This window comes from Bdellovibrionales bacterium, assembly GCA_019750295.1.
Classification (GTDB): domain Bacteria; phylum Bdellovibrionota; class Bdellovibrionia; order Bdellovibrionales; family JAGQZY01; genus JAIEOS01.
On the sequence record JAIEOS010000026.1, the window covers coordinates 76,987 to 99,886 of the forward strand.

Consider the following 22,900-nt stretch of genomic DNA (forward strand, 5'->3'; position numbering starts at 1 on the left):
TTAACCGGCTCCCTGACCAAAATCTCCAGGCTCAAAGTTCACCGGAATCAGATCCTCGTTATTCTGAACGTCATTGATGATCGCGCCTGGAGCATCAATTTTATCCGCAGGATCATCACCCATCTCGAAATAGTGACGCAACGCCGTCACATGAGCCGCCAAGTAATTACTAAACGCCGTGGTCGGATCAAAACCCAAACCGGTCGCATAAAGCTGGGTAATCGCATTCGTTGGCAAGAAAAATCTCCAAATCATTACGTTATCCATGACTCCATTGTATGGAAGTGTCTTATCTCCGTCGGCAGATTGAAAGGCTGGAGCTGGTTCATTTCCTAACGTTAAGGTATTAAATGTTGCCGCAGGTCCTACTGTGGTCGCTGGAGCAACCGTCGTTTGACTTATCTGCGCTCCATTTCTCCACGATCTTGAGGTGACAGCACCACCTGCACTAATGTTATGATCTCCACCAACACAAACTTGGTAAGTTGTGCCCACAGTAAATGTAGGCGCGCCATCCATCACGAAATCCGCATCCGCACTATCTTCCCACTTCCAATCCATCTCATTATTGTCGAATGACAGATAGAAATATTTGTCAAAGTTAGACATACTCATAAGTGTCTGGCCCGCCACACTTGCTGGACGAATCCACATACAAATCGTGAAATCGCCGTTATACCAGGTATCAGATAATGTCAGATATTCGTTAGTTCCATCTAGCTGGACGCCACGATATGTATACCATTTGACCGTATCAGTTCGCGCTGATGTTCTACCAGATCTGTCCGTCGCAAATACAGAAGTGAAATACCCATTAACACCTGTCAAAGTGAGACCAGCACGAGAATCTGTGGTGACATTTCCTACGTTCGAATATGGAACCGTATTACCTAGTTCGCCAGCATCGAGAACGCCATTATTATTTGTATCATAGCTAATGGCTACGCGATAATCGACAAAGCCAGATCCGCAATTATCGTTAGAAACGGACCAAGTGATTGTTGGAGAATTGTCCTCATCGTTATCGTTCAAAATGCTGGTGATAGTGATGTTTGGTGGATTTATAGTATCAACTTTGTAAGGCGAGCTGACAACCACTGCACTCACGTTACCCACATCATCAAATATACGAATACTCGGGTAATAATCAGTACATTCAGTTAAACTTGCCAACCCAGTAAATGTATATGTAGTAATATTATTTGCTAGAGAGAACCATCCAGCTACCTGATTACCACCTGCAACGGTGTTAGATAATCCAACTTCAATACGGTTTACGCCTGACGATGGTAACGGATCGGTTACGGCAGCCCATGTTAACGCCGGCGAGTTACTTGCATTTTGAGACCAACCACTCGCCACAGCAAATGAACTCGCATTATTCGGACTCACCGTATCTAGGAAGTAATTCATATTCGTATTACCTGCGGCACAGGTATTTTGGTTGGATCCTAAATCTGTAGCCATGGCGTAATATGTTTTATTACCGTCATCAGCTCCACCAGTGACATAGGTTAAACTGAAGGTCGCTCCACCTCCAGAAATCACCTGCGGAGCTCCAACAGCTTGTGTACACAAGTTATCTTGATAAAGCTGAACAATCGTCCCGTTCTCTCCGATAATTCCGGTTACGGAAATTTGCGGGGTGACATCGGTACTTTCCGTGCCATCATTCGGACTTGTCATGCCCCAGAACCAAGTTCCCGGAGCCGGGGCCGTGGTGTCGAGTGTATAGCTCACGCTGCTTGTTGAGCAAGGAGTTAAATTTCCGTAGAAATCTCGAGCCCTAGTCTTAAACGTATATGCAGCTTCGGCTAGAGCTGACGACGTGACCACAATAGAGCTGGCCACAGTATCATCAAATCCAACTTGAGACGTACAGGCCGCATCAGAATAGAGGAAGATTCTTAGGCCTGGAATAACACCATTCACTTGAATCGATGGTGTCGCATCAGCCCCTGGACTTGAAGAGGGACTTGAAAGCGTCAGGGCCATGACGTCGCTATACGAGCGACCTGTCATAGGACGAGTCGTCTGCTGGGCGGAGACACCGTTATTGTAATCGATCTCAACAGTATCGATGTGAGTGTTACTCACTGACGGACTAAATCTGACGAAGACCGTACAGCTCGATGCCGGCGCAAGACTGATTCCGCAATCGCCACCAGTCCCTGGATATCCGCCCGGGAAACTGTAGGGTGCCGCAAGACCCGTTCCATTCAGGCTCGTCGCCGCAACTCCACCAATATTATTAATCGTAAAACTCACAGTTTGATTACTACCGTTGAGTAAAGTCTCCCAGTCATACGTTGCAGCTCCTGAAATTGTTATTAATGCTGGGTTAGCGCCCGCACCTGTGATGTTACGTGAAGAGACTTGTGCACTTACACCGTTATTATAATTCACCAAAACTGTGTCATTGTGAGTAGCGACACCACCCGGAGCATATCTAACCACCATCGTACAGCTGGCTGCCGGAGCAAGCGTCGACAAGCAAGATCCGCCCGTACCTGGGAAAGTACCACCAAGGAAAGAGTAAGGAGCCGCTAAACCTAAACCGTCAGAAATTCCTGTGGCTGTCACACCACCATTATTCGTAATGGTAAATGTTTGCGTAGCGACCGCACCCACCGCTAGTGTGCCGTAATCATAAAGAGGTCCGTTGCTGATATCCAGTAACGCTGGAGCCGCTCCCACACCCTGAACCTGACGAGTTGTAAATACTCCGGTAAATCCGTTGTTGTAAGTCACGTTAATCGTATCAGACTGTAAGCCTACGAGTCCTGGGTTAAAGGCCACTTCGATGTTACACGAAGAACTGGCTGGGATCGAAGTTCCGCAGTTACCGCCCGTTCCCGGGAATGCCCCGCCGGTATAAACAAACGGTGCGCCAAGACCAACTTCCGCCACACTCGTCGCCGCAGAACCGCCCGAATTTGTGATGGTAAATATATGAGTCGCAAGACCGCCCGTAGCTACGGTACCGAAGTTGTATGGATCTGTATCGCTGATCGCAAGAGTCGCAACAGATAAGCCCGTTCCTTGAATCGCCCGCTGCGAGTTCGCCACAGACTGACCATTAAAATAACTCAAGTCGATCGAATCGTTCACCAGACCCGAAGAGATCGGAGCAAATTCAACATCAAGGTCACACGAAGCCCCGCTCGTAATCGTCGCCGCGCATGTACCGCTTGTTCCTGGATAAGTACCGCCGCGGAAGCGGAATGGAACGTTGAGCCCCACTTCGCTAATTGTTGTGGCCGAAACACCGCCCGTGTTGGTCACTGTAAAGATATGGGACGCCGTAGATCCCACGGTTGTTGAAGGATACGTGAATGGGTTGATCTCGGAGATCGATAAGCTGGCCGGAGAGGCACCCGTTCCTTGAACCGGATGAGTCGAGTTCGTTAAGATGGCCCCGTTATTAAAATTTAGATCCACAGCGTCGGTCTGCAAACCGTTGCTCGTCGGTGAGAAGGTGACGACCACCGTACAACTTGCAGCCGAGGCCAAGGTCGCTCCGCACGTTCCACCGACGCCTGGATAACCGCCACCACCTTTGAAGATGAATGGAGCATTGAGGTTTCCGCTATCGCCGATACCCGTCGCAGTGACGGCACCATTGTTGGTGATCGTAAATGTCGTGTCTGTGGAAGATCCTGTCGCTTGCGTACCGAAATTAAAAGGACTTACACCTGCAAAAGTGAGTGTGGCTGCAGTTCCCGATGTCCCTTGGACGTTGCGGTTCGATGTCGTCGTCACTGCTCCGTTAAAATATTGCATGCTGATCGTATCAGCGCTCACTCCAAGAACCGTCGGATTGTATGCGATCACAATATTACATGTGGCCGCCGGGGCAAGAGATGCTCCGCAGTTACCGCCCGTTCCTGGATAACCTCCACCAAGGAAGCTGTAAGGAGCCGCTAGACCCACCTCAACAATCGCCGTCGCATTGCTTGCGCCCGCGTTCGTTAAAGTAAATGTCTGCGAACGTAAACCATTATTGGCAATCAAACCGTAGTCGTAAGGATCAGCTCCGCTGATGGTAATGAGTGCCGGAGCAATTCCCGTTCCTTGGACGTTACGAGACGATGTCTGCGAAATCACGCCGTTGAAGTAATCGATATTGATCGTGCTGCTCATGATTCCAGTGCTGGTCGGAGCAAAGTTCACCACAACCGAGCAACTGCTTCCAGGATTTAAACTGTTAGTACAAGTTCCACCCGTTCCCGGATACGATCCGCCGAAATAAGTGAATGGAGCCGCAAGACCCGATCCACCCATGGCCGTCGCGGGCACACCACCGGTATTCGTCACGGTGAAGGAGTGCTGCTGGCTACCCCCGTTAGTGATATTGCCGTAGTCATAAGGATTCGTTTCGGAAATTGTGATCAAGGCCGGGGATGCTCCCGTTCCTTGGATAGAACGTGATGACACTACAACTGAAGAACCGTTGAAGTAATTAAAGTCGATGGAGTCTGGAGCCAAACCTGTCGTCGATGGAGCAAAGCGAAGAACAATCGTACACGACGACGCTGGCGTCAGCGTTGTTGAACAGTTACCACCGGTTCCAGGATATGCACCACCGACATAAGTGAACGGGGCTGCAATTCCAGTTTCGCTGATGCCCGAAGCCGTAAAGCCTCCGGTATTGGTGATCGTAAATGTATAAATCACGCTCGCACCGACCGCAACCGTACCGAAATTATAAGGATCCACTTCGGAAATCGAGAGCAACGCCGGTGATACGCCGGTACCTTCAATCTGACGAGTCGATGAAACAACACCGACACCATTATTATAAGACATATTGATGGTGTCGTTATAAGATCCCGCTAAGCTCGGATTAAAGCGAAGAACGATCGTACAGTTTGCGCCCGCATTGAGAGTTGTTAAACACGATCCACCTGTTCCAGGGAAGGCTCCTCCGAGGAAACTGAATGGAGCTGCCAAGCCCGTTTCAGATAGCGAAGTGGCTGTGACCGCACCTGTATTTGATAATGTGAATGTGTAATCAATATTATTTCCAGCCGGTGTACTTCCAAAATTATACGGATCGGTTTCGGAAATCGTAATCACCGCTGGGCTCACCGCAATACCCGTCACGTCACGAGTGGCTGTTTGAGTCGTTACACCGTTATTATAAGAGATTTCGATAGTGTCGTTATCTCCAGGGCTTGTGACCGTCGGATTATATTGAACGGCGATCAAACAATTGGCACCGGCCGTAATCGTGGTCCCGCAGTTTCCACCCGCCCCAGGGAATGTTCCGCCGACAAACGAGAACGGAGCTAATAGACCGGCTCCAGAGACCGCCGACGCCGTCACTCCACCAGAATTCGTCACGGTGAATATATGTGTACGCGTTGCGCCCACCGGAACTAAATTACCAAAGCTATAAGGATTGATTTCGGAAATCGTTAATAACGCCGGAGCCACACCCGTTCCTTGAACTTGTCGGTTCGCATTCTGAGTGGCCGCACCGTTAAAATAACTCACCGTGATTGTCGACGATTGTAAACCCGTCGCTAAAGGAGCGTACCGAACAACGAGCGTACACGAACCGCCAGCACTGAGAATGCCCGCACACGTTCCACCCGTTCCCGGATATGAACCACCCAAGAATCCAAACGGAGCTCCAAGACCAACTTCGGACATCGCCGAAGCTGAAACACCACCAGAGTTTGTCACTGTGAACGTATGAGTGGCCGAAGATCCCATCGCGATACTGCCGAAGTCATACGGATTGGTTTCGGAAATGGTTAAGAGCGCAGGGTTGGCTCCTGTCCCCTGAACCGCACGAGTGGTGTTCGTCAAAATCGCACCGTTATTAAAGTTTAATTCGATATCGTCAGTTTGTAATCCGTTGATCACCGGCTCGAAGCTCACCACGATTGTACAATTTGCTCCTGCATTGAGAGAACCACCACAAGTTCCACCGACCCCAGGATAAGAACCGCCCTTAAATACAAACGGTGCATTCATAGTGCCCGCATTGACAATGGCCGAGGCGGTCACCGCACCCGTGTTATCAATCGTAAATGTTTTATCTAAAGAGCTTCCCGCAGCTCTTGTACCGTAATCGAAAGTCGGCCCATCACTAATCACTAAAGTTGCCGGCGCTCCGGCTGTTCCTTGAACGGCCCGAAGAGCGTTCGCAGGAACTGCTCCGTTATTATAACTAATGTCAATAGTGTCACTGAATGGCCCCACACCCGCCGGTGCGAACTCCACAACGATGTTACAAGAAGAGGCTGGAGATAAGGTCGTACCGCAATTTCCACCAGTTCCTGGGAACGAACCACCCAGGAAGCGGAATGGAAGTGCTAAGCCAACTTCGAGCATAGCCGTTGCCGTGCTGGCACCGCTATTGGAAATAATGAAGGATTGAGATCTTGATCCGCCATTTGCGATGAGACCGAAGTTATAAGTAGGTCCGTTGTCGATCGTAAGGAGCGCCGGAGAAATTCCAGTTCCGGTCACTTGACGAGAACTTGTTTGCCCCGATGCTCCGTTGTTGTAATTGATATCGATAGTGTCGCTCGCTGCGCCCGTGCCAATCGGAGCATACTGAACGACAATCGTACATGAAGAACCAGCTCCAAGAGTTCCTCCGCAAGTTCCACCTGTCCCTGGATAAGATCCACCTAAGAAGAAGAATGGAGCCGCAAGACCTGAGCCCGACATCGTGTTCGCCGACACACCACCCGTGTTCGATAATGTAAATGTACGATTCGCCGTCGCACCGACAGTGACGCCGCCGTAATCGTAAGGATCGACTTCGCTAATTGTGACTAACGCAGGAGCCGCTCCAAGACCTTGAACTTGACGGCTCGAGATCTGAGCAGAGACACCGTTATTGTAAGCCATTTGAATGGTGTCTGTCGATAAGCCCGTAGAACTTGGCGAAAAGCGAACTTGAATCGTGCAGTTTGCGCCGGCCGCTAAAGTGGCGGCACACGTTCCGGCAGTTCCAGGATAAGTTCCACCTGTGAAAGTAAACGGAGCACCTAATCCCACTTCCACCATGGACGTTGCGATAAATCCACCTGCATTCGAAACGGTAAATATATAATCCACATTCGAACCCACCGCATAAGTTCCATAGTTGTAAGGATCGGTCTCGGAAATGGTTAAATTCGCCGGCGAGACTGCAGTTCCTTGAACCGTTCGAGTCGAGGCCACAACATTAATACCGTTGTTATAGTTAAAGACGATGGTGTCGTTGTCCGCCCCCGGAATCGTCGGCGCATATTCAACAACGATATTACAAGTGGCTCCGCCATTGAGAGATACAGTACAGTTACCACCAGTTCCTGGATAAGTTCCACCGAGATAGCGGTAAGGCGCTCCGATACCAATTTCTGTCAAAGCGGTCGCTTGGAATGTTCCGGTGTTCGTTAAAACAAAAGTATGAACCGCCGTCGCACCGGCAGGTAGTGTTCCATAGTTGTAAGGGTCCGTTTCGCTGATCGTGATATTGGCAGGAGAAACGGAAGTTCCCGTCACATCGCGAAGAGCACTTTGCAGCACAACACCATTGTTGTAATCAATTTGAATTGTGTCGTTACTGACAGCAACAGCGACCGGAGCGTATTCAATAACGATACTACAGTTTGCGCCCGCATTGATTGTGTTCGTACAGTTTCCACCTGTTCCAGGGTATGTTCCACCGAGGAAGGAGAATGGGGATGCCAATCCTAAGCCGCTGACCGACGCTGCTGGGAATCCACCGGTGTTAGAGATCGTGAATGTGTGAGTGCGAGTGGCTCCGCTAGCAATAGTGCCGAAGCTATATGGATTGGTTTCGGTAATCGTTAAGTTCGCCGGTGATACCGCATTGCCTTGAACCTGACGATTGGAGTTTTGAGTACTCACTCCGTTAAAGTAACTCATGGTTAATGTATCTGACGATAATCCCGGAGAAATCGGCGCGTAAGCCACTACGAGCGTACAAGAGCCCGCCGGACTCAGAGCCGTCGAGCAGGTTCCACCAGTTCCTGGATAAGTTCCACCGACAAACGCAAACGGAGCACCAAGACCCACTTCGCTCATCAGAGTTGCCGTCACCGATCCACCGTTCGTCACGGTAAACGTATGAGTGGCGACAGCACCGGTCGGAATGGTTCCGAAGCTATAAGGATCAGCATCTGAAATATTCAACACGGCAGGAGCAGCTCCTCTTCCCTGAACGGCACGCTGCGAATTTGTCGTAATAGAACCATTATTAAAGTTCAATTCGATATCATCACTCTGGAGACCATTAATCACGGGCTCGAAACTGACAACGATCGTACAGTTAGATCCTGCACCTAAAGACGCTGTACAAGTTCCTCCCACGCCTGGGTATGTTCCGCCTTTAAATACAAACGGAGAAGCCATCGTTCCGGCATCAACGATACTTGTTGCTGCCACAGCACCCGTGTTACTTATTGTGAAGACTTTATCTAAAGAGCTTCCTGTCGCGCGAGTTCCGTAGTCAAATGTCGGCCCATCGCTGATGAGAAGCGCTGCTGGAGCTCCTGATGTTCCCTGGATATCGCGATTCACGGTAGTGACCCCGATGCCATTATTATATTGCAGAGAAATCGTATCGTTATAGGCACCTAAAACGGTCGGGGCAAATTCAACCACAATCGTACAACTTGCGGCGGCACCGAGTGTGGTCGCACAAGTTCCACCCGTTCCAGGATATCCACCGCCTAAGAAACGGAATGGCATTCCGATTCCGATCTCTAGAATTCCCGTCGCCGCACTTCCGCCCGCATTATTAATCGTAAATACATGAGATCTAAATCCATTGTTTGCAATAACGCCGTAATCGTAAGGATCGGTTTCGGAAATGGTGAGTAACGATGGAGTTAAACCCGTTCCTTGAACAATACGGTTCGACTGCGCTACGGCAGCACCGTTGTTATAATCAATCTGAATCGCGTCAGAGGCTAAACCTGCGCCGATCGGTGCAAACTCGACAACGATTTGACACGAAGATCCGACGCCCAAAAAGTTATTACAGTTTCCACCCGTACCAGGATACGCACCACCCAAATAATTAAATGGAGCTACAAGTCCACCACCACTCACCGCGGTCGCAGGAACACCACCGGTGTTCACTAAAGTAAAGACGTGAGTTGTCGATGTTCCGATGGTGCGAGAACCAAAGCTATAAGGATCAACTTCGCTGATGACGATCAAAGCAGAGGCAGTACCTGTACCTTGAATCTGACGATTCACGGACTGAGTCGTTGCACCGTCGTTGTAGTTGAAAGTGATCGTATCGGAGACTAAGCCCGTTCCGCTCGGAGCAAACTCAAGATTGACTGTACAACTTGTGCTTGGGGCCAAACTTGCCGCGCAAGTTCCGCCGGTGCCAGGATAAGATCCTCCGACGTAACCAAACGGAGCGGCAATTCCGACTTCGGCTATAGCCGTTGCCGTAAATCCACCGGTGTTCGAAACCGTGAAGAAGTGTGTGAGATTACCGCCAATCGCCACGGTACCGAAATCGTAAGGATTAACTTCCGAGATCGTGAGTACCGCAGGGTTCGCACCAGTTCCTTGAACTTGGCGAGAAACGTTCTGCGGGTTGACGCCGTCGTTGTAAGAAAAATTGATCGTGTCGGTCTGTAAACCAGTGGCGTTCGGAGAGTACTGGACAACAATTGTACAGCTCACACCCGGATTAAGAGTTGTCGAGCAAGTACCACCTGTACCAGGGTAAACTCCACCGAAGTAAATGTAAGGAACCGCTAATCCGTTTTCGGTCATTGCAGAAACCTGGAAGTTTCCGGTATTAGTGATAGTGAATGTATGATTCACCGTTGCACCGATCGCAAATGTTCCGTAATTGTAAGGGTCGGTCTCAGATATCGTGAGTACGCCTGGAGTCACGGCAATGCCTGTCACGTCGCGAAGCGCACTTTGTGCGACAACGCCGTTATTGTAATCAATTTGAATTGTGTCGTTATCTGCAGGACTTGCCACACTTGGCATGTAAGCCACCACGATATTACAGTTAGCTCCGGCCGCAAGAGTCAGTCCGCAATTTCCACCCGTTCCCGGATAAGCTCCACCGAGGAATCCGTAAGGTGCATTAACTCCCAGTCCCGCCATTGCCGTGGCCGTGATACCACCACTGTTTGTAACAACAAATGTATGCGACGTTGTGCTCCCCGTAGGACGAGTTCCATAGCTGTACGGAGACACTTCAGAAATCGTGAGCAACGCCGGAGCCACGCCCGTTCCCTGAATATTTCGAGTGGCAGTTTGGACGATCGCACCATCGTTATAGGAAACGTTAATCACATCTGTGAGTAGACCGGTTCCTGTGGGTTCAAACGCTATAATGAGAGTACAACTTCCGCCCGCAGAGAGGGTTGTGGTACAAGTTCCACCCGCTCCCGGGTATGTTCCGCCGACGTACACAAACGGTGCGCCGATACCATTTTCAAGAATCGCTGTCGCCGCAACTCCACCTGTGTTCGAAAGAGTGAAAGTGTGCGACGTCGAGCTTCCGATCGCATTGGAGCCGTAGTCATAAGGATTTGTTGCACTGAGAGCGAGAACAGCCGGTGCTGCCCCTGTGCCTTGTATGTTACGCTGAGTGTTTTGCGTCGTGGCACCATCATTAAAATTGATTTGAATCGTATCGGCGTGCGCACCAATCGATGCGGGCTCATAGCTTACAACTATTGTACATGTCGCCGCAGCGGCAATCGTCGCACCACAAGTTCCGCCGACTCCTGGATAAGATCCACCTTTATAAAGGAATGGAAGAGCTAGGCCGCCAGAATCTGTCACACTGATTGCAGACACGGCTCCGGAGTTAGTGATGTTAAAAATGCGATCAATGGTTGATCCTGTCGCTCTTACGCCGTAATCATAAGTCGGTCCACTATCGATGGCTAAGGCTGCCGGAGCGCCCGCTGTTCCTTGAATATCGCGAGTGGCTGCAACTGTGGCCGCACCATTATTATAGCTAAAATTAATAGTATCCGGGAATGAACCCACCATACTCGGCGCAAATTCAATCACTATATTACAAGTCGCTCCTGCCGCTAACGTCGTACCGCAGTTTCCGCCCGTTCCTGGGAATCCGCCACCTAAGAAACGGAATGGAAGGGTTAAGCCTGTTTCGCTGATGGTTGTTGCGTTACTAGCACCCGAGTTTGTTAAAGTAAACAGATGAGAAAGCGTTCCACCGTTAGCAATGAGTCCGTAATCATACGGGTTAGTCTCACTGATCGTAATTAATGCTGGAGCTATACCTGTACCTGTCACTTGACGAGAGCTTGTTTGCGAAGCCGCACCATTGTAGTAATTAATCTCAATCGTATCATTCGATGTGACTGTCGCTGTCGGGGCGTAGGAGACAACAACGGTACAATTCGCTCCGGCCACGATGGTCGCCGTACAAGTTCCGCCCGTTCCTGGGAAGGCCCCACCGAGGAATGTAAACGGAGCGACTAAGCCCGATCCACCCACAACCGTTGCGTTCACCGCACCGGTATTTGTTAAAGTAAAGATATGATTCGACACCGCGCCAACAGTCACATTCGAGTAATCATAAGGATCTAATTCCGAAATCGTAATCAAGGCGGGAGCCGCACCGGTACCTGTCACTTGACGAGACGAGCTAACGGTGGTGACACCATTGTTATAACTAAAGACCATGGTGTCAGATTGAACACCCGTGGCGATCGGACTAAACGCGATGACAACGGTACAAGCGGCTGCAGGTCCAAGAGTGGCGGTACATGTTCCACCTGTGCCCGGGAATGCTCCTCCGAGGAAAGCAAAAGGCGCCGCTAAGCCCGTTTCGTTAATGACGCTCGCACCAAATCCACCAGTATTGGTTAATGTGAACGTATGGCTGTTCGATCCGCCACTGGCAAGTGTGCCGAAATTGTAAGGATCAGATTCGGTAATCGTGATGTTGGCTGGTGTCACCGCGATCCCTTGCACAGTTCGTGTCGCGGCTTGAGCATTCACGCCATCGTTGTACGCCATATTAATAGTATCTGTATCGAGAGGACTGACTCCACCCGGCGCATAAGCCACCGCGATTGTACATGTGGCCGCAGGATTTAAAGTATTTGTACACGTTCCACCGGTTCCAGGATATGAACCACCAACAAAAACAAACGGAGAGGCCAATCCTGTCTCTGCAATTGCCGAAGCTTGGAAGCTTCCGGTATTCGTTACGGTAAATAAGTGCGAGGCCGAAGCGCCCACAGCGAGAGTACCAAAGTCATACGGATTCGATTCGCTGATGGTGAGCAATGCCGGCGCAACAGCGATTCCCGTGAGCTGACGTAATGAGCTCTGAGCATTGACACCGTCGTTGTAGTCGATCTGAATCGTACTTGTGTGATTCGGCGCACTTGGAGCCGCAGGAGCGTAAGATACAAAGATCGTACAGTTCGCGCCCGCGGTTAAAGTTGTCGTGCACGTTCCACCCGTTCCAGGATATGAACCACCAAGATAACTGTAAGGTGCAGCGACTCCGCCACCCACAAGTGCCGTCGCCGTTGAACCGCCCGTGTTAGTTAATGTAAAGGAGACATTCGTTACACTTCCTGTCGGGCGTGTGCCGAAATCATAAGGATCAAGAGCGGAGATTGTAATCACCGCTGGCAATGTGCCCGCACCCGTCACATCGCGAGTGGCAGCCACCGTGGCAGCTCCGTTATAGTAAGCTAAGTTAATCGTATCATTCGCTACACCCGAAGCGGTCGGAGCAAAACGAATCACTAAGTTACAAGAGGATGAAGCCGAAAGCGTAGGACCACACGTTCCACCGGTTCCTGGATAAGCACCGCCAACAAAAGAGTACGGAGCGCCAAGGCCCGTTTCGCTCATTAAGGTCGCTGCAACTCCACCGGTATTGGTCACGCTAAAAGTATGATCCACAAAGGCACCGGTCGTCGCTGTGCCATAGTTGTACGTCGGACTGTCCGAAATTGTGAGTAATGCGGGGTTCGCCCCAGTTCCTGTCACTGGACGTGTCGTCTGTTGAGTTGTCGCACCGTTATTGTAATTAATCTCGATGGTTTCCGCGGCGGCGCCCACACCGGTTGGCTCAAACGCGATCACTATATTACAAGTCGCTCCGGAAGCAATGATCGCTCCGCAGTTTCCACCTGCACCAGGGAATGATCCACCCACGTAAACGTAAGGAAGAGACAACGTGCCCGCATCCGCCACACCCGTCGCGCTCACCGCACCCGAGTTGGTGATCGTAAATGTATGGGACGTCGAAGATCCCGTCGCTTGTGTTCCGTAATTATAAGTGGCCGCGTCCGAAATTGTGAGTAACGCCGGCGCTCCCGAGGTTCCCTGAACATCTCGTACCGCCGCAGCTGGAGCCGCTCCGTTGTTGTAAGCTAAATTGATCGTATCGGCATGAACCGCAACACCCACTGGAGCATAACGAATCACAAGAGTACAGCTCGCTCCCGCCGCAATCGTCGCTCCGCAAGTTCCACCCGTTCCTGGATAACCACCGCCCAAAAACCCAAACGGAGCCGCTAAGCCGGTCTCGCTAATTCCCGTCGCGATACTCGCTCCAGAGTTTGTCACCGTGAATGTATGATCTAGAACTCCACCGTCAGCAATCAAACCGTAGTTATAAGTAGGACCACTGTCGATTGTGAGTAATGCCGGCGAGATTCCCGTTCCCGTCACTTGACGAGAACTTGTTTGAGTTGTCACACCGTTATTATAGTTAATGTCCATGGTGTCGTTGGAAGCAACCGATGCCGTCGGTGCAAACTCAACAACGACCGTACAACTTGCACCTGCGTTGATTGTACCTGTACACGTACCACCTGTTCCTGGATAAGCTCCACCCAAGAACGTAAACGGTGCTGCTAAGCCAGAACCACCCACTGCAGTCGCAGGAACTGCTCCGGTGTTATTCAATGTAAACGTGTGAGTCGATGTTGCACCCACAGTCACGTTCGTAAAGTCATACGGATCTGTGTCCGAGATGGTAATCAACGCTGGAGCTGCACCCGTTCCTTGCACTTGGCGAGTCGAGTTTACCGTTGTAACTCCGTTGTTGTAACTGATATTGATTGTGTCCGCTAAAACCCCTGTGGAGACCGGGCTAAATGCAACAACGATGTTACAAACGGCGGCCGGTCCAAGGGTTGCCGTACAAGTTCCGCCCGTTCCCGGGAAAGTTCCACCAGCGAAAGCAAACGGAGCCGCTAGGCCGGTTTCGCTGATCGCACTTGCGGTGAATCCACCACTATTGGTCAATGTAAATGTGTGGTTTAGTGTGGCGCCAGAAGCTACAGTACCGTAGTTGTACGGATCCGCCTCGCTGATCGTGATCAAGGACGGAGTCACTGCAATACCTTGGACAGTGCGAGTCGCGTTCTGGGCGTTAACACCGTCGTTATATGCAAAATTGATAGTGTCGGTATCCAGCGGGCTCACTAAACCAGGAGCATAAGCTACAACGATCGTACAAGACGCCGCAGGATTCAGCGTGTTTGTACAAGTTCCGGCAGTTCCAGGATAACTTCCACCCACATAAACAAATGGAGTTGCTAATCCAGTTTCCGCCACCGCCGTCGCCTGGAAACTTCCCGTATTAGTTATTGTAAATGTATGAGTCGCTGTCGAGCCTACGGCCAGTGTTCCAAAATTGTAGGGATTTGAATCGCTAATCGTTAAGAACGCCGGTGCAACGGCAGTGGCCGTCAATTGACGTAATGAACTTTGCGAGTTCACGCCGTCGTTATAATCAATTTGAATCGTATCATCATGGGTTGGAGAACTTGGTGCCGCTGGAGCATACTGAACCACAATCGTACAGTTCGCACCGGCCGCTAATGTGGTCGTACAAGTTCCGGCAGTTCCTGGATAAGCTCCACCCACAAAACTATACGGAGCCGCTAAGCCTCCACCCACAAGCGAAGTCGCTGGAGACCCTCCGCCATTGGTCAAAGTGAACGTATAAATATTTACACTTCCGGTAGGACGAGTTCCGAAGTTATAAGGATCAAGTTCGCTGATGTTGATGACGGCAGGCAATAGTCCCGATCCGGTAATATCTCGAGTAGCTGCGACCGTACCCGCACCGTTGTAGTAAGCAAGATTGATGGTATCGTTGGCCACACCAGATGCCGTCGGCGCATAACGAATGACTAAGTTACATGTGCCCCCTGCAGACAATGTCGTTCCGCAAGTTCCACCCGTTCCAGGATAAGATCCTCCGACATAACTAAACGGCGCCGCAATTCCGCTCTCGGCCATTACCGTCGCCGCCACACCACCAGAATTCGTGACAACAAATGTATGATCGGCTGTCGCGCCGACGGTGACAGGTCCGAAGTTGTGCGTTGGACCACTGTCGATGGCTAAGAGTGCAGGGTTCGCTCCCGTACCAGTAATGGGTCGAGTGGCGAGCTGAGCTGAGGCTCCATTATTATAATTAATTTCTATAGTCTCTGGAGCGACACCAACGCCCGTGGGTTCAAAGGCGACAACGATTGTACAACTTGCACCGGTGGTGATAATCGTACCACAAGTTCCACCTGTTCCTGGATATCCTCCGCCAACATAAACAAACGGAACCGCTAAGCCACCTGCATCGACAACCGCCGTTGCGCTGACTGCTCCACTATTAGTAATTGTGAATGTATGTGACGTGGAAGATCCCGTCGCTTGTGTTCCGTAGTTATAAGTTGGACCACCATCGATGGTGAGTAATGCCGGAGCTCCTGCCGTTCCTTGAACCGCTCGAATAGCTGCAGCCGGAGCGGCCCCATTGTTATAAGCCAAGTTAATTGTATCGGCATGAACCGCAACACCCACGGGAGCGTAGCGGATCACTAAAGTACATGTGGCGCCCGCCGCAATGGTCGCTCCGCACGTTCCGCCCGTTCCTGGATAACCGCCGCCTAAGAAAGCAAACGGAGCCGCTAAGCCCGTCTCGCTAATTCCTGTCGCGATACTAGCTCCAGAGTTCGTCACTGAGAACGTATGATCTAAAACCCCGCCATCAGCAATCAAACCATAGTTGAAAGTGGGACCACTGTCGATCGTGAGGAGAGCTGGAGAAATTCCCGTTCCCGTCACTTGGCGCGAGCTCGTCTGAGTTGTTGCTCCGTTATTATAGTTAATGTCCATGGTGTCATTGGACGCCACCGACGCCGTCGGTGCAAATTCAACAACCACCGTACAACTTGCGCCCGCGTTGATCGTACCGGTACAAGTACCACCGGTACCAGGATATGCACCACCCAAGAATGTGAAAGGTGCCGCTAAGCCAGAACCACCCACTGCAGTCGCAGGAACTGCACCGGTGTTATTAAGAGTAAATGTATGAGTTGAGGTTGCGCCCACAGTGACGTTGGTAAAATCATAAGGATCGGTATCCGAAATCGTGATTAATGCTGGAGCTGCACCCGTTCCCTGAACTTGGCGAGTTGAACTTACCGCCGTAACTCCGTTGTTATAACTAATATTAATCGTGTCCGCGAGAACACCCGTCGAGACTGGGCTAAATGCAACAACGATGTTACAAACTGCGGCCGGTCCAAGTGTTGCCGTACAAGTTCCGCCCGTTCCCGGGAAAGCTCCACCAGCGAAAGCAAATGGAGCCGCTAGGCCCGTTTCGCTAATGACGCTCGCGGTGAATCCACCACTATTGGTTAATGTAAATGTATGATTAAGACTCGCTCCCGAAGCCACCGTACCGTAATCGTAAGGATCCGTTTCGCTGATGGTGATCAAGGACGGAGTCACCGCTATACCTTGCACCGTACGAGTAGCATTTTGTGCATTGACCCCATCGTTATAGGCAAAGTTAATCGTGTCGGTATCGAGCGGACTTACCAGTCCTGGGGCGTAAGCGACAACGATTGTACAAGAGGCGGCTGGGTTAAGAGTGTTTGTACAAGTTCCAGCTGTTCCCGGGTAAGTTCCACCCACGTAACCAAACGGCGTCGCCAATCCCGTTTCGGCCACGGCTGTCGCTTGGAAGCCTCCGGTGTTTGTAATTGTAAATGTATGAGTCGCTGTTGCACCCACTGCGAGTGTTCCAAAATTGTAGGGATTCGACTCGCTGATCGTTAAGAACGCCGGTGCAACGGCAGTGGCCGTCAATTGACGTAATGAACTTTGCGAGTTCACGCCGTCATTATAATCAATTTGAATCGTATCATCATGTGTGGGTGAACTCGGTGCGGCCGGAGCGTACTGAACCACAATCGTACAGTTTGCACCTGCAGCTAAAGTTGGAGTACATGTTCCCGCCGTACCTGGATACGCTCCACCCACGAAGCTGTAAGGAGCGGCAAGTCCGCCACCGACAATCGAAGTGGCCGGAGAGCCTCCGCCATTGGTCAAAGTGAACGTATAAATATTTACACTTCCGGTAGGGCGAGTTCCAAAGTTATAAGGATCAAGTTCGCTGATGGTAATCACTGCAGGCAATAAGCCCGAGCCCGTTACGTCGCGAGTCGTAGCCACAGTACCAGCACCATTGTAATAATTTAAACTGATCGTGTCATTGGCCACGCCCGAGGCGGTCGGAGCATAACGAATGACGAGGTTACAAGATCCGCCGGCAGAGAGTGTGGTGCCGCAAGTTCCACCTGTTCCAGGATAAGTCCCGCCGACATAGGCAAAAGGAGCAGCGATTCCGGTCTCCGACATCACCGTCGCAGAAACTCCCCCAGTGTTGGTCACTACAAAAGTGTGGTCGGCTGTTGCGCCCACCGTTACCGGTCCGTAGTTATAAGTGGGTCCGCTGTCGATAGCTAACAGGGCAGGGTTTGCACCTGTTCCAGTAATAGGACGAGTCGTTTGTTGAGCCGAAGCTCCGTTGTTATAATTAATCTCTATCGTTTCCGCCGCTACACCTAGACCTGTCGGCTCAAAAGCCACAACGATTGTACAGCTCGCGCCCGTGGCGATCGTAGCGCCGCAAGTTCCTGCTGTTCCAGGATAAGCTCCACCCACGTAAACATACGGAGGAGACAACGTGCCCGCATCGGCCACAGCTGTTGCGCTTACCGCACCGGAGTTTGTAATTGTGAATGTTCGCGTGGTCGAAGACCCTGTCGCTTGGGTGCCGTAGTTATAAGTTGGACCGCTGTCGATGGTGAGTAATGCTGGCGCACCCGCAGTCCCCTGAACCGCACGCGTGGCGGCTGCCGGCGCAGCACCGTTATTGTAAGCCAGATTAATCACGTCACCATTAACACCCACTCCCACCGGAGCGTAGCGAATGACTAACGTACACGAAGCTCCGGCGGCGATGGTGATACCGCAAGTTCCACCTGTTCCTGGATATCCACCACCTAAGAACGCAAAAGGAGCCGCTAAGCCTGTTTCGCTAATTCCTGTGGCGATACTGGCTCCAGAATTGGTCACTGTAAAGGTGTGATCCGCAACTCCGCCGTCGGCAATTAAGCCATAGTTATAAGTCGGACCACTATCAATTGTAAGGAGCGCTGGAGAAATACCCGTACCAATCACCTGTCGCGAGCTTGTTTGCGTGGTCGCTCCGTCGTTGTAATTGATATCCATGACGTCATTGGATGCCACTGGAGCAATAGGTGCGAACTCAACAACTACAGTACAGCTGGCACCGGCGTTGATGGTTGCCGTACACGTTCCGCCCGTTCCTGGGAATGCGCCACCCAGGAATGTAAACGGAGAAGCTAAACCAGATCCACCCACGGCAGTCGCCGCGACAGCCCCGGTATTATTTAATGTAAATGTATGAGTGGACGTTGCGCCCACGGTGATGTTTGTAAAATCATAAGGGTCCGTATTAGAGATGGTGATCAAAGCCGGTGCCGCGCCAGTACCTTGAACTTGCCGATTCGATGTGACAGTCCCGGCTCCATTGTTATAACTGATGACCATCGTATCACTGGCCACACCAGTTCCCGTTGGGCTAAACGCTACAACAAGAGTACAACTGGCCGAGGCCGCAAGAGTGACCGTACAAGTTCCTCCGGTGCCCGGGAAAGCGCCACCGACAAATGCAAAAGGAGCTGCGAGGCCGGTTTCTAATAAAGCCGAAGCTTGGAAACCACCGGTATTTGTGAGAGTGAAGGTGTGTGGAGCGCTAGCTCCCGTCGCTACCGTTCCATAGTCATAAGGATCGGCATTACTGATTGTTATATTCGCTGGAGTGACTGCCACCCCTTGAACTGTTCGGGTTGACGCCTGCGCATTGACACCGTCGTTGTAAGCCATGTTGATCGTATCAGTATCTAATGGACTCACCAAGCTTGGAGCGTATTGAACAACAATCGTACAGTTGGCTCCAGCGTTAAGAACATTCGTACACGTTCCCGCCGTTCCAGGATATGAACCACCGACAAATGTAAATGGAGCTGCTAACCCAGTTTCGTTCACCGCCGTCGCTTGGAATCCGCCGGTGTTCGTGATCGTAAAGGTATGAGTTGCACTCGACCCTGTCGCTAGAGTTCCAAAGTTATACGGATTGGAGTCGCTAATAGTAAGAAGAGCCGGAGCTACGGCAACGGCCGTTAACTGTCGGAGTGTACTCTGCGCATTGACCCCGTCATTGTAATCAATCTGGATCGAGTCTAAATGAGTCGGAGTACTCGGAGCTACCGGCGCGTAAGAAACAACGATGGTACAGTTCGCCCCCGCATTGAGCGTTGTCGTACATGTTCCACCCGTTCCGGGATAAGCACCACCAAGATAGCTGTAAGGAGCGGCCAAACCAAGTCCAACGATAGCTGTGGCTGGAGAACCCCCACCGTTCGTTAATGTGAACGTTGCATTGGTGATACTTCCCGTTGGCTGCGTGCCGAAATCGTAAGGATCTAGAGCACTGATAGAGATCGTCGCGACGTTGAGTCCGGCACCCGTGATGTCTCGAGTGGCGGCGACTGTTGCCGTTCCATTGTAATAAGCAAGATTGATCGTGTCGTTAGCAACACCCGAGGCCACTGGAGCGTAGCGAATATTCAAAGTACAACTTCCCGCTGCGCTTAATGATGCCGTACACGTTCCACCAGTTCCAGGGAAGCTTCCACCGACAAACGCGAACGGAGCCGCTAGACCTGTTTCGCTAATGAGAGTGGCCGCAACACCGCCAGTGTTGTTCACCGTAAACATGTGATCCGCAAATGAACCCACAGTGACGTTCCCAAAATTGTACGTCGGACCACCATCGATCGCGAGAAGGGCCGGGTTCGCTCCCGTTCCCGTAACCGCACGATTCGTAGATTGAGCGGAAGCTCCGTTGTTATAATTGATATCGATACTGTCATTGAACGCGCCGACGCCGACGGGTTCAAAAGCCACGATGATCGTACAACTCGCTCCAGTGAGAATAGTTGCTCCGCAAGTTCCACCGGTTCCAGGGTACGCACCACCCACATAAGTGAAAGGTGAGGCCAATCCACCCGCATCTGTCACACCCGTTGCGCTCACTGCGCCCGAGTTACTGATTGTAAATGTTCTTGGGGTGCTCGATCCTGTCGCTTGAGTATTGTAATTGTACGTCGGACCGCTGTCGATTGTGAGTAATGCCGGAGCTCCCGATGTTCCCTGAACGTCGCGAGTCGCTGCGGTGACTGCCGCCCCGTTGTTATAGACAAAGTTAATTGTATCTGAATGAACGGCTACACCCACAGGCGCATAGCGAATGACCACGGTACATGTGGATCCCGCCGCAATCGATGCTCCGCAAGTTCCACCAGTTCCTGGATAACCACCGCCAAAGAAAGCAAAAGGAGCGGCTAAACCGGTCTCGCTGATTCCCGTCGCTGTGCTCGCTCCGGAATTGGTAATGTTAAATGTATGATTGAGCACGCCACCGTCGGCAATCAAACCGTAATTGAAGGTAGGGCCGCTGTCGATTGTGAGTAAGGCCGGAGAAATTCCCGTACCGATCACTTGGCGAGAGCTTGTTTGTGCATTAACTCCATTATTATAGTTTATATCCATGGTGTCGTTCGAGGCCACTGGAGCTGTTGGAGCAAACTGAACAACGACAGTACAGTTGGCGCCTGCGTTGATCGTCGCCGTACAAGTTCCACCGGTTCCCGGGAATGTTCCACCCAAGAACGTGAATGGAGCCGCAAGCCCTGATCCGCCCACCGCACTAGCGACGATAGCGCCAGTATTGGTGATCGTGAAAGTTCGCGTGGCGGTTGCACCCACCGTAATATTTCCAAAGTCATAAGGATCGGTATCCGTGATCGTGAGAAGAGCCGGAGCCGCTCCCGTTCCTTGAATCTGACGAGTGACATTCGTTACTGTCGCTCCGTTATTGTAACTGATATCGATCGTATCACTGGCGACGCCCGAACCTGTCGGTGCAAATTCAATATTGATCGTACAGCTCGATGTCGGAGTTAATGTGGCCGCACAATTTCCACCCGTTCCAGGATAAGTCCCGCCGACATATCTAAACGGAAGAGCAATTCCGATCTCACTCATTGCCGAAGCTGTAAACCCGCCCGTATTAGTGACCGTAAACGAGTGAGGAGTCGAGCTACCGATAGCCCGTAAGCCGTAATCATAAGGATCTGTTTCCGAAATCGTAAGGAGAGCAGGATTTGCGCCCGTCCCTTGAACGGTGCGAGTGACGTTCTGAGCGTTCACGCCATCATTGTACGCAAAGTCAATGGTATCATTCTGAACTCCCACCAGCGATGGAGCGTACTGAACCACGATCGTACAATTCGCACCACCGGCTAAAGTCGCTGTACAGTTTCCGCCGGTTCCGGGATAAGTTCCACCGAAATAAGTAAAAGGAGCGGCGAGCCCTGATTCTAAAATTGAAGACGCAGGAAATCCGCCGGTGTTCGTGATCGTAAATGTATGATTCACACTCGAACCTAAAGCCAATGTTCCAAAATTATAGGGATTCGTTTCGCTAATAGTGAGAAGCGCAGGAGTGACTGCAGTTCCCGTGAGATTACGGCTGATCGACTGAGCAGCAGCGCCATCGTTATAATTGATCACTACGGTATCTGCGTCGGCAGGATTTGGAACCGAGGGAGAGTAAGAAACAACTATCGTACAACTCGCGCCGACCGCAAGTGTCGTCGTACACGTTCCCGCCGTTCCAGGATACCCTCCTCCGAGGAAATTAAACGGGAAGGCTAATCCTGTACCACCCATGGACGTCGCTATTGTGCCGCCTGTGTTTGTCAGAGAGAAGGTGGTATTGTTCACACTTCCTGTCGGAACTGTTCCGAACGCATAAGGATCAACCCCGGCGATAACGATCACCGCTGGGCCCAACGCCGTTCCTTGAATAGGACGAGACGTGATTTGTGTAGCGGCGCCATCAAAGTAGGTGAGCTCTAAAGTGTCTGAAGGAGCGCCCGTCACCGTTGGAACAAATTCCACCCGAACAGAGCAAGTGGCTCCAGCATTGAGAGATGTCGTACAAGTGCCGCCCGTTCCTGGATAAGCCCCACCAAGATATCTAAATGGAAGTGCCAAGCCCGCATTGTCTCCGAATGTGGTGGCAGCAACACCGCCCGAGTTATTCACATTAAATGTACGTACGGCAGTCGCACCTACCGTGACGCTACCGTAATCGTAAGTCGGACCACTATCGATTGTCAGAAGTGCAGGATTTGCACCAGTTCCAGTGAGAGGACGATTCGAAACAACGTTGGCGGCACCGTTATTATAGTTAATATCTACGATGTCGTTATGAACCGCGACCGTTGTTGGCTCGTAGGTCACAACCACGGTACAAGACGCGGCCGCCGCGAGAGTGACGCCGCAAGTTCCACCCGTTCCGGGATAAGATCCATTCTTATAGAAAAATGGGGCCGCCAATCCAGTTCCTGTGATCGTCGTCGCAGAAACCGCGCCCGTATTATTTAAAGTGAGAGTTTGATCCGTCGTCGAACCGGTTGCTTTAATTCCA

At 51.2% G+C, this 22,900-nt stretch carries 1 protein-coding gene (cut by a window edge); it reads right to left on the minus strand.

Translation table 11 applies throughout. The features are described 5' to 3' along the window. Positions 1 to 22,900 carry the 3' portion of a choice-of-anchor D domain-containing protein gene (locus tag K2Q26_07035; protein ID MBY0315255.1) on the minus strand. Its footprint extends 7,424 nt past the window's final position, so only the last 22,900 of its 30,324 coding nucleotides appear in the window; its start codon lies off the right edge, out of view; its stop codon occupies positions 1 to 3.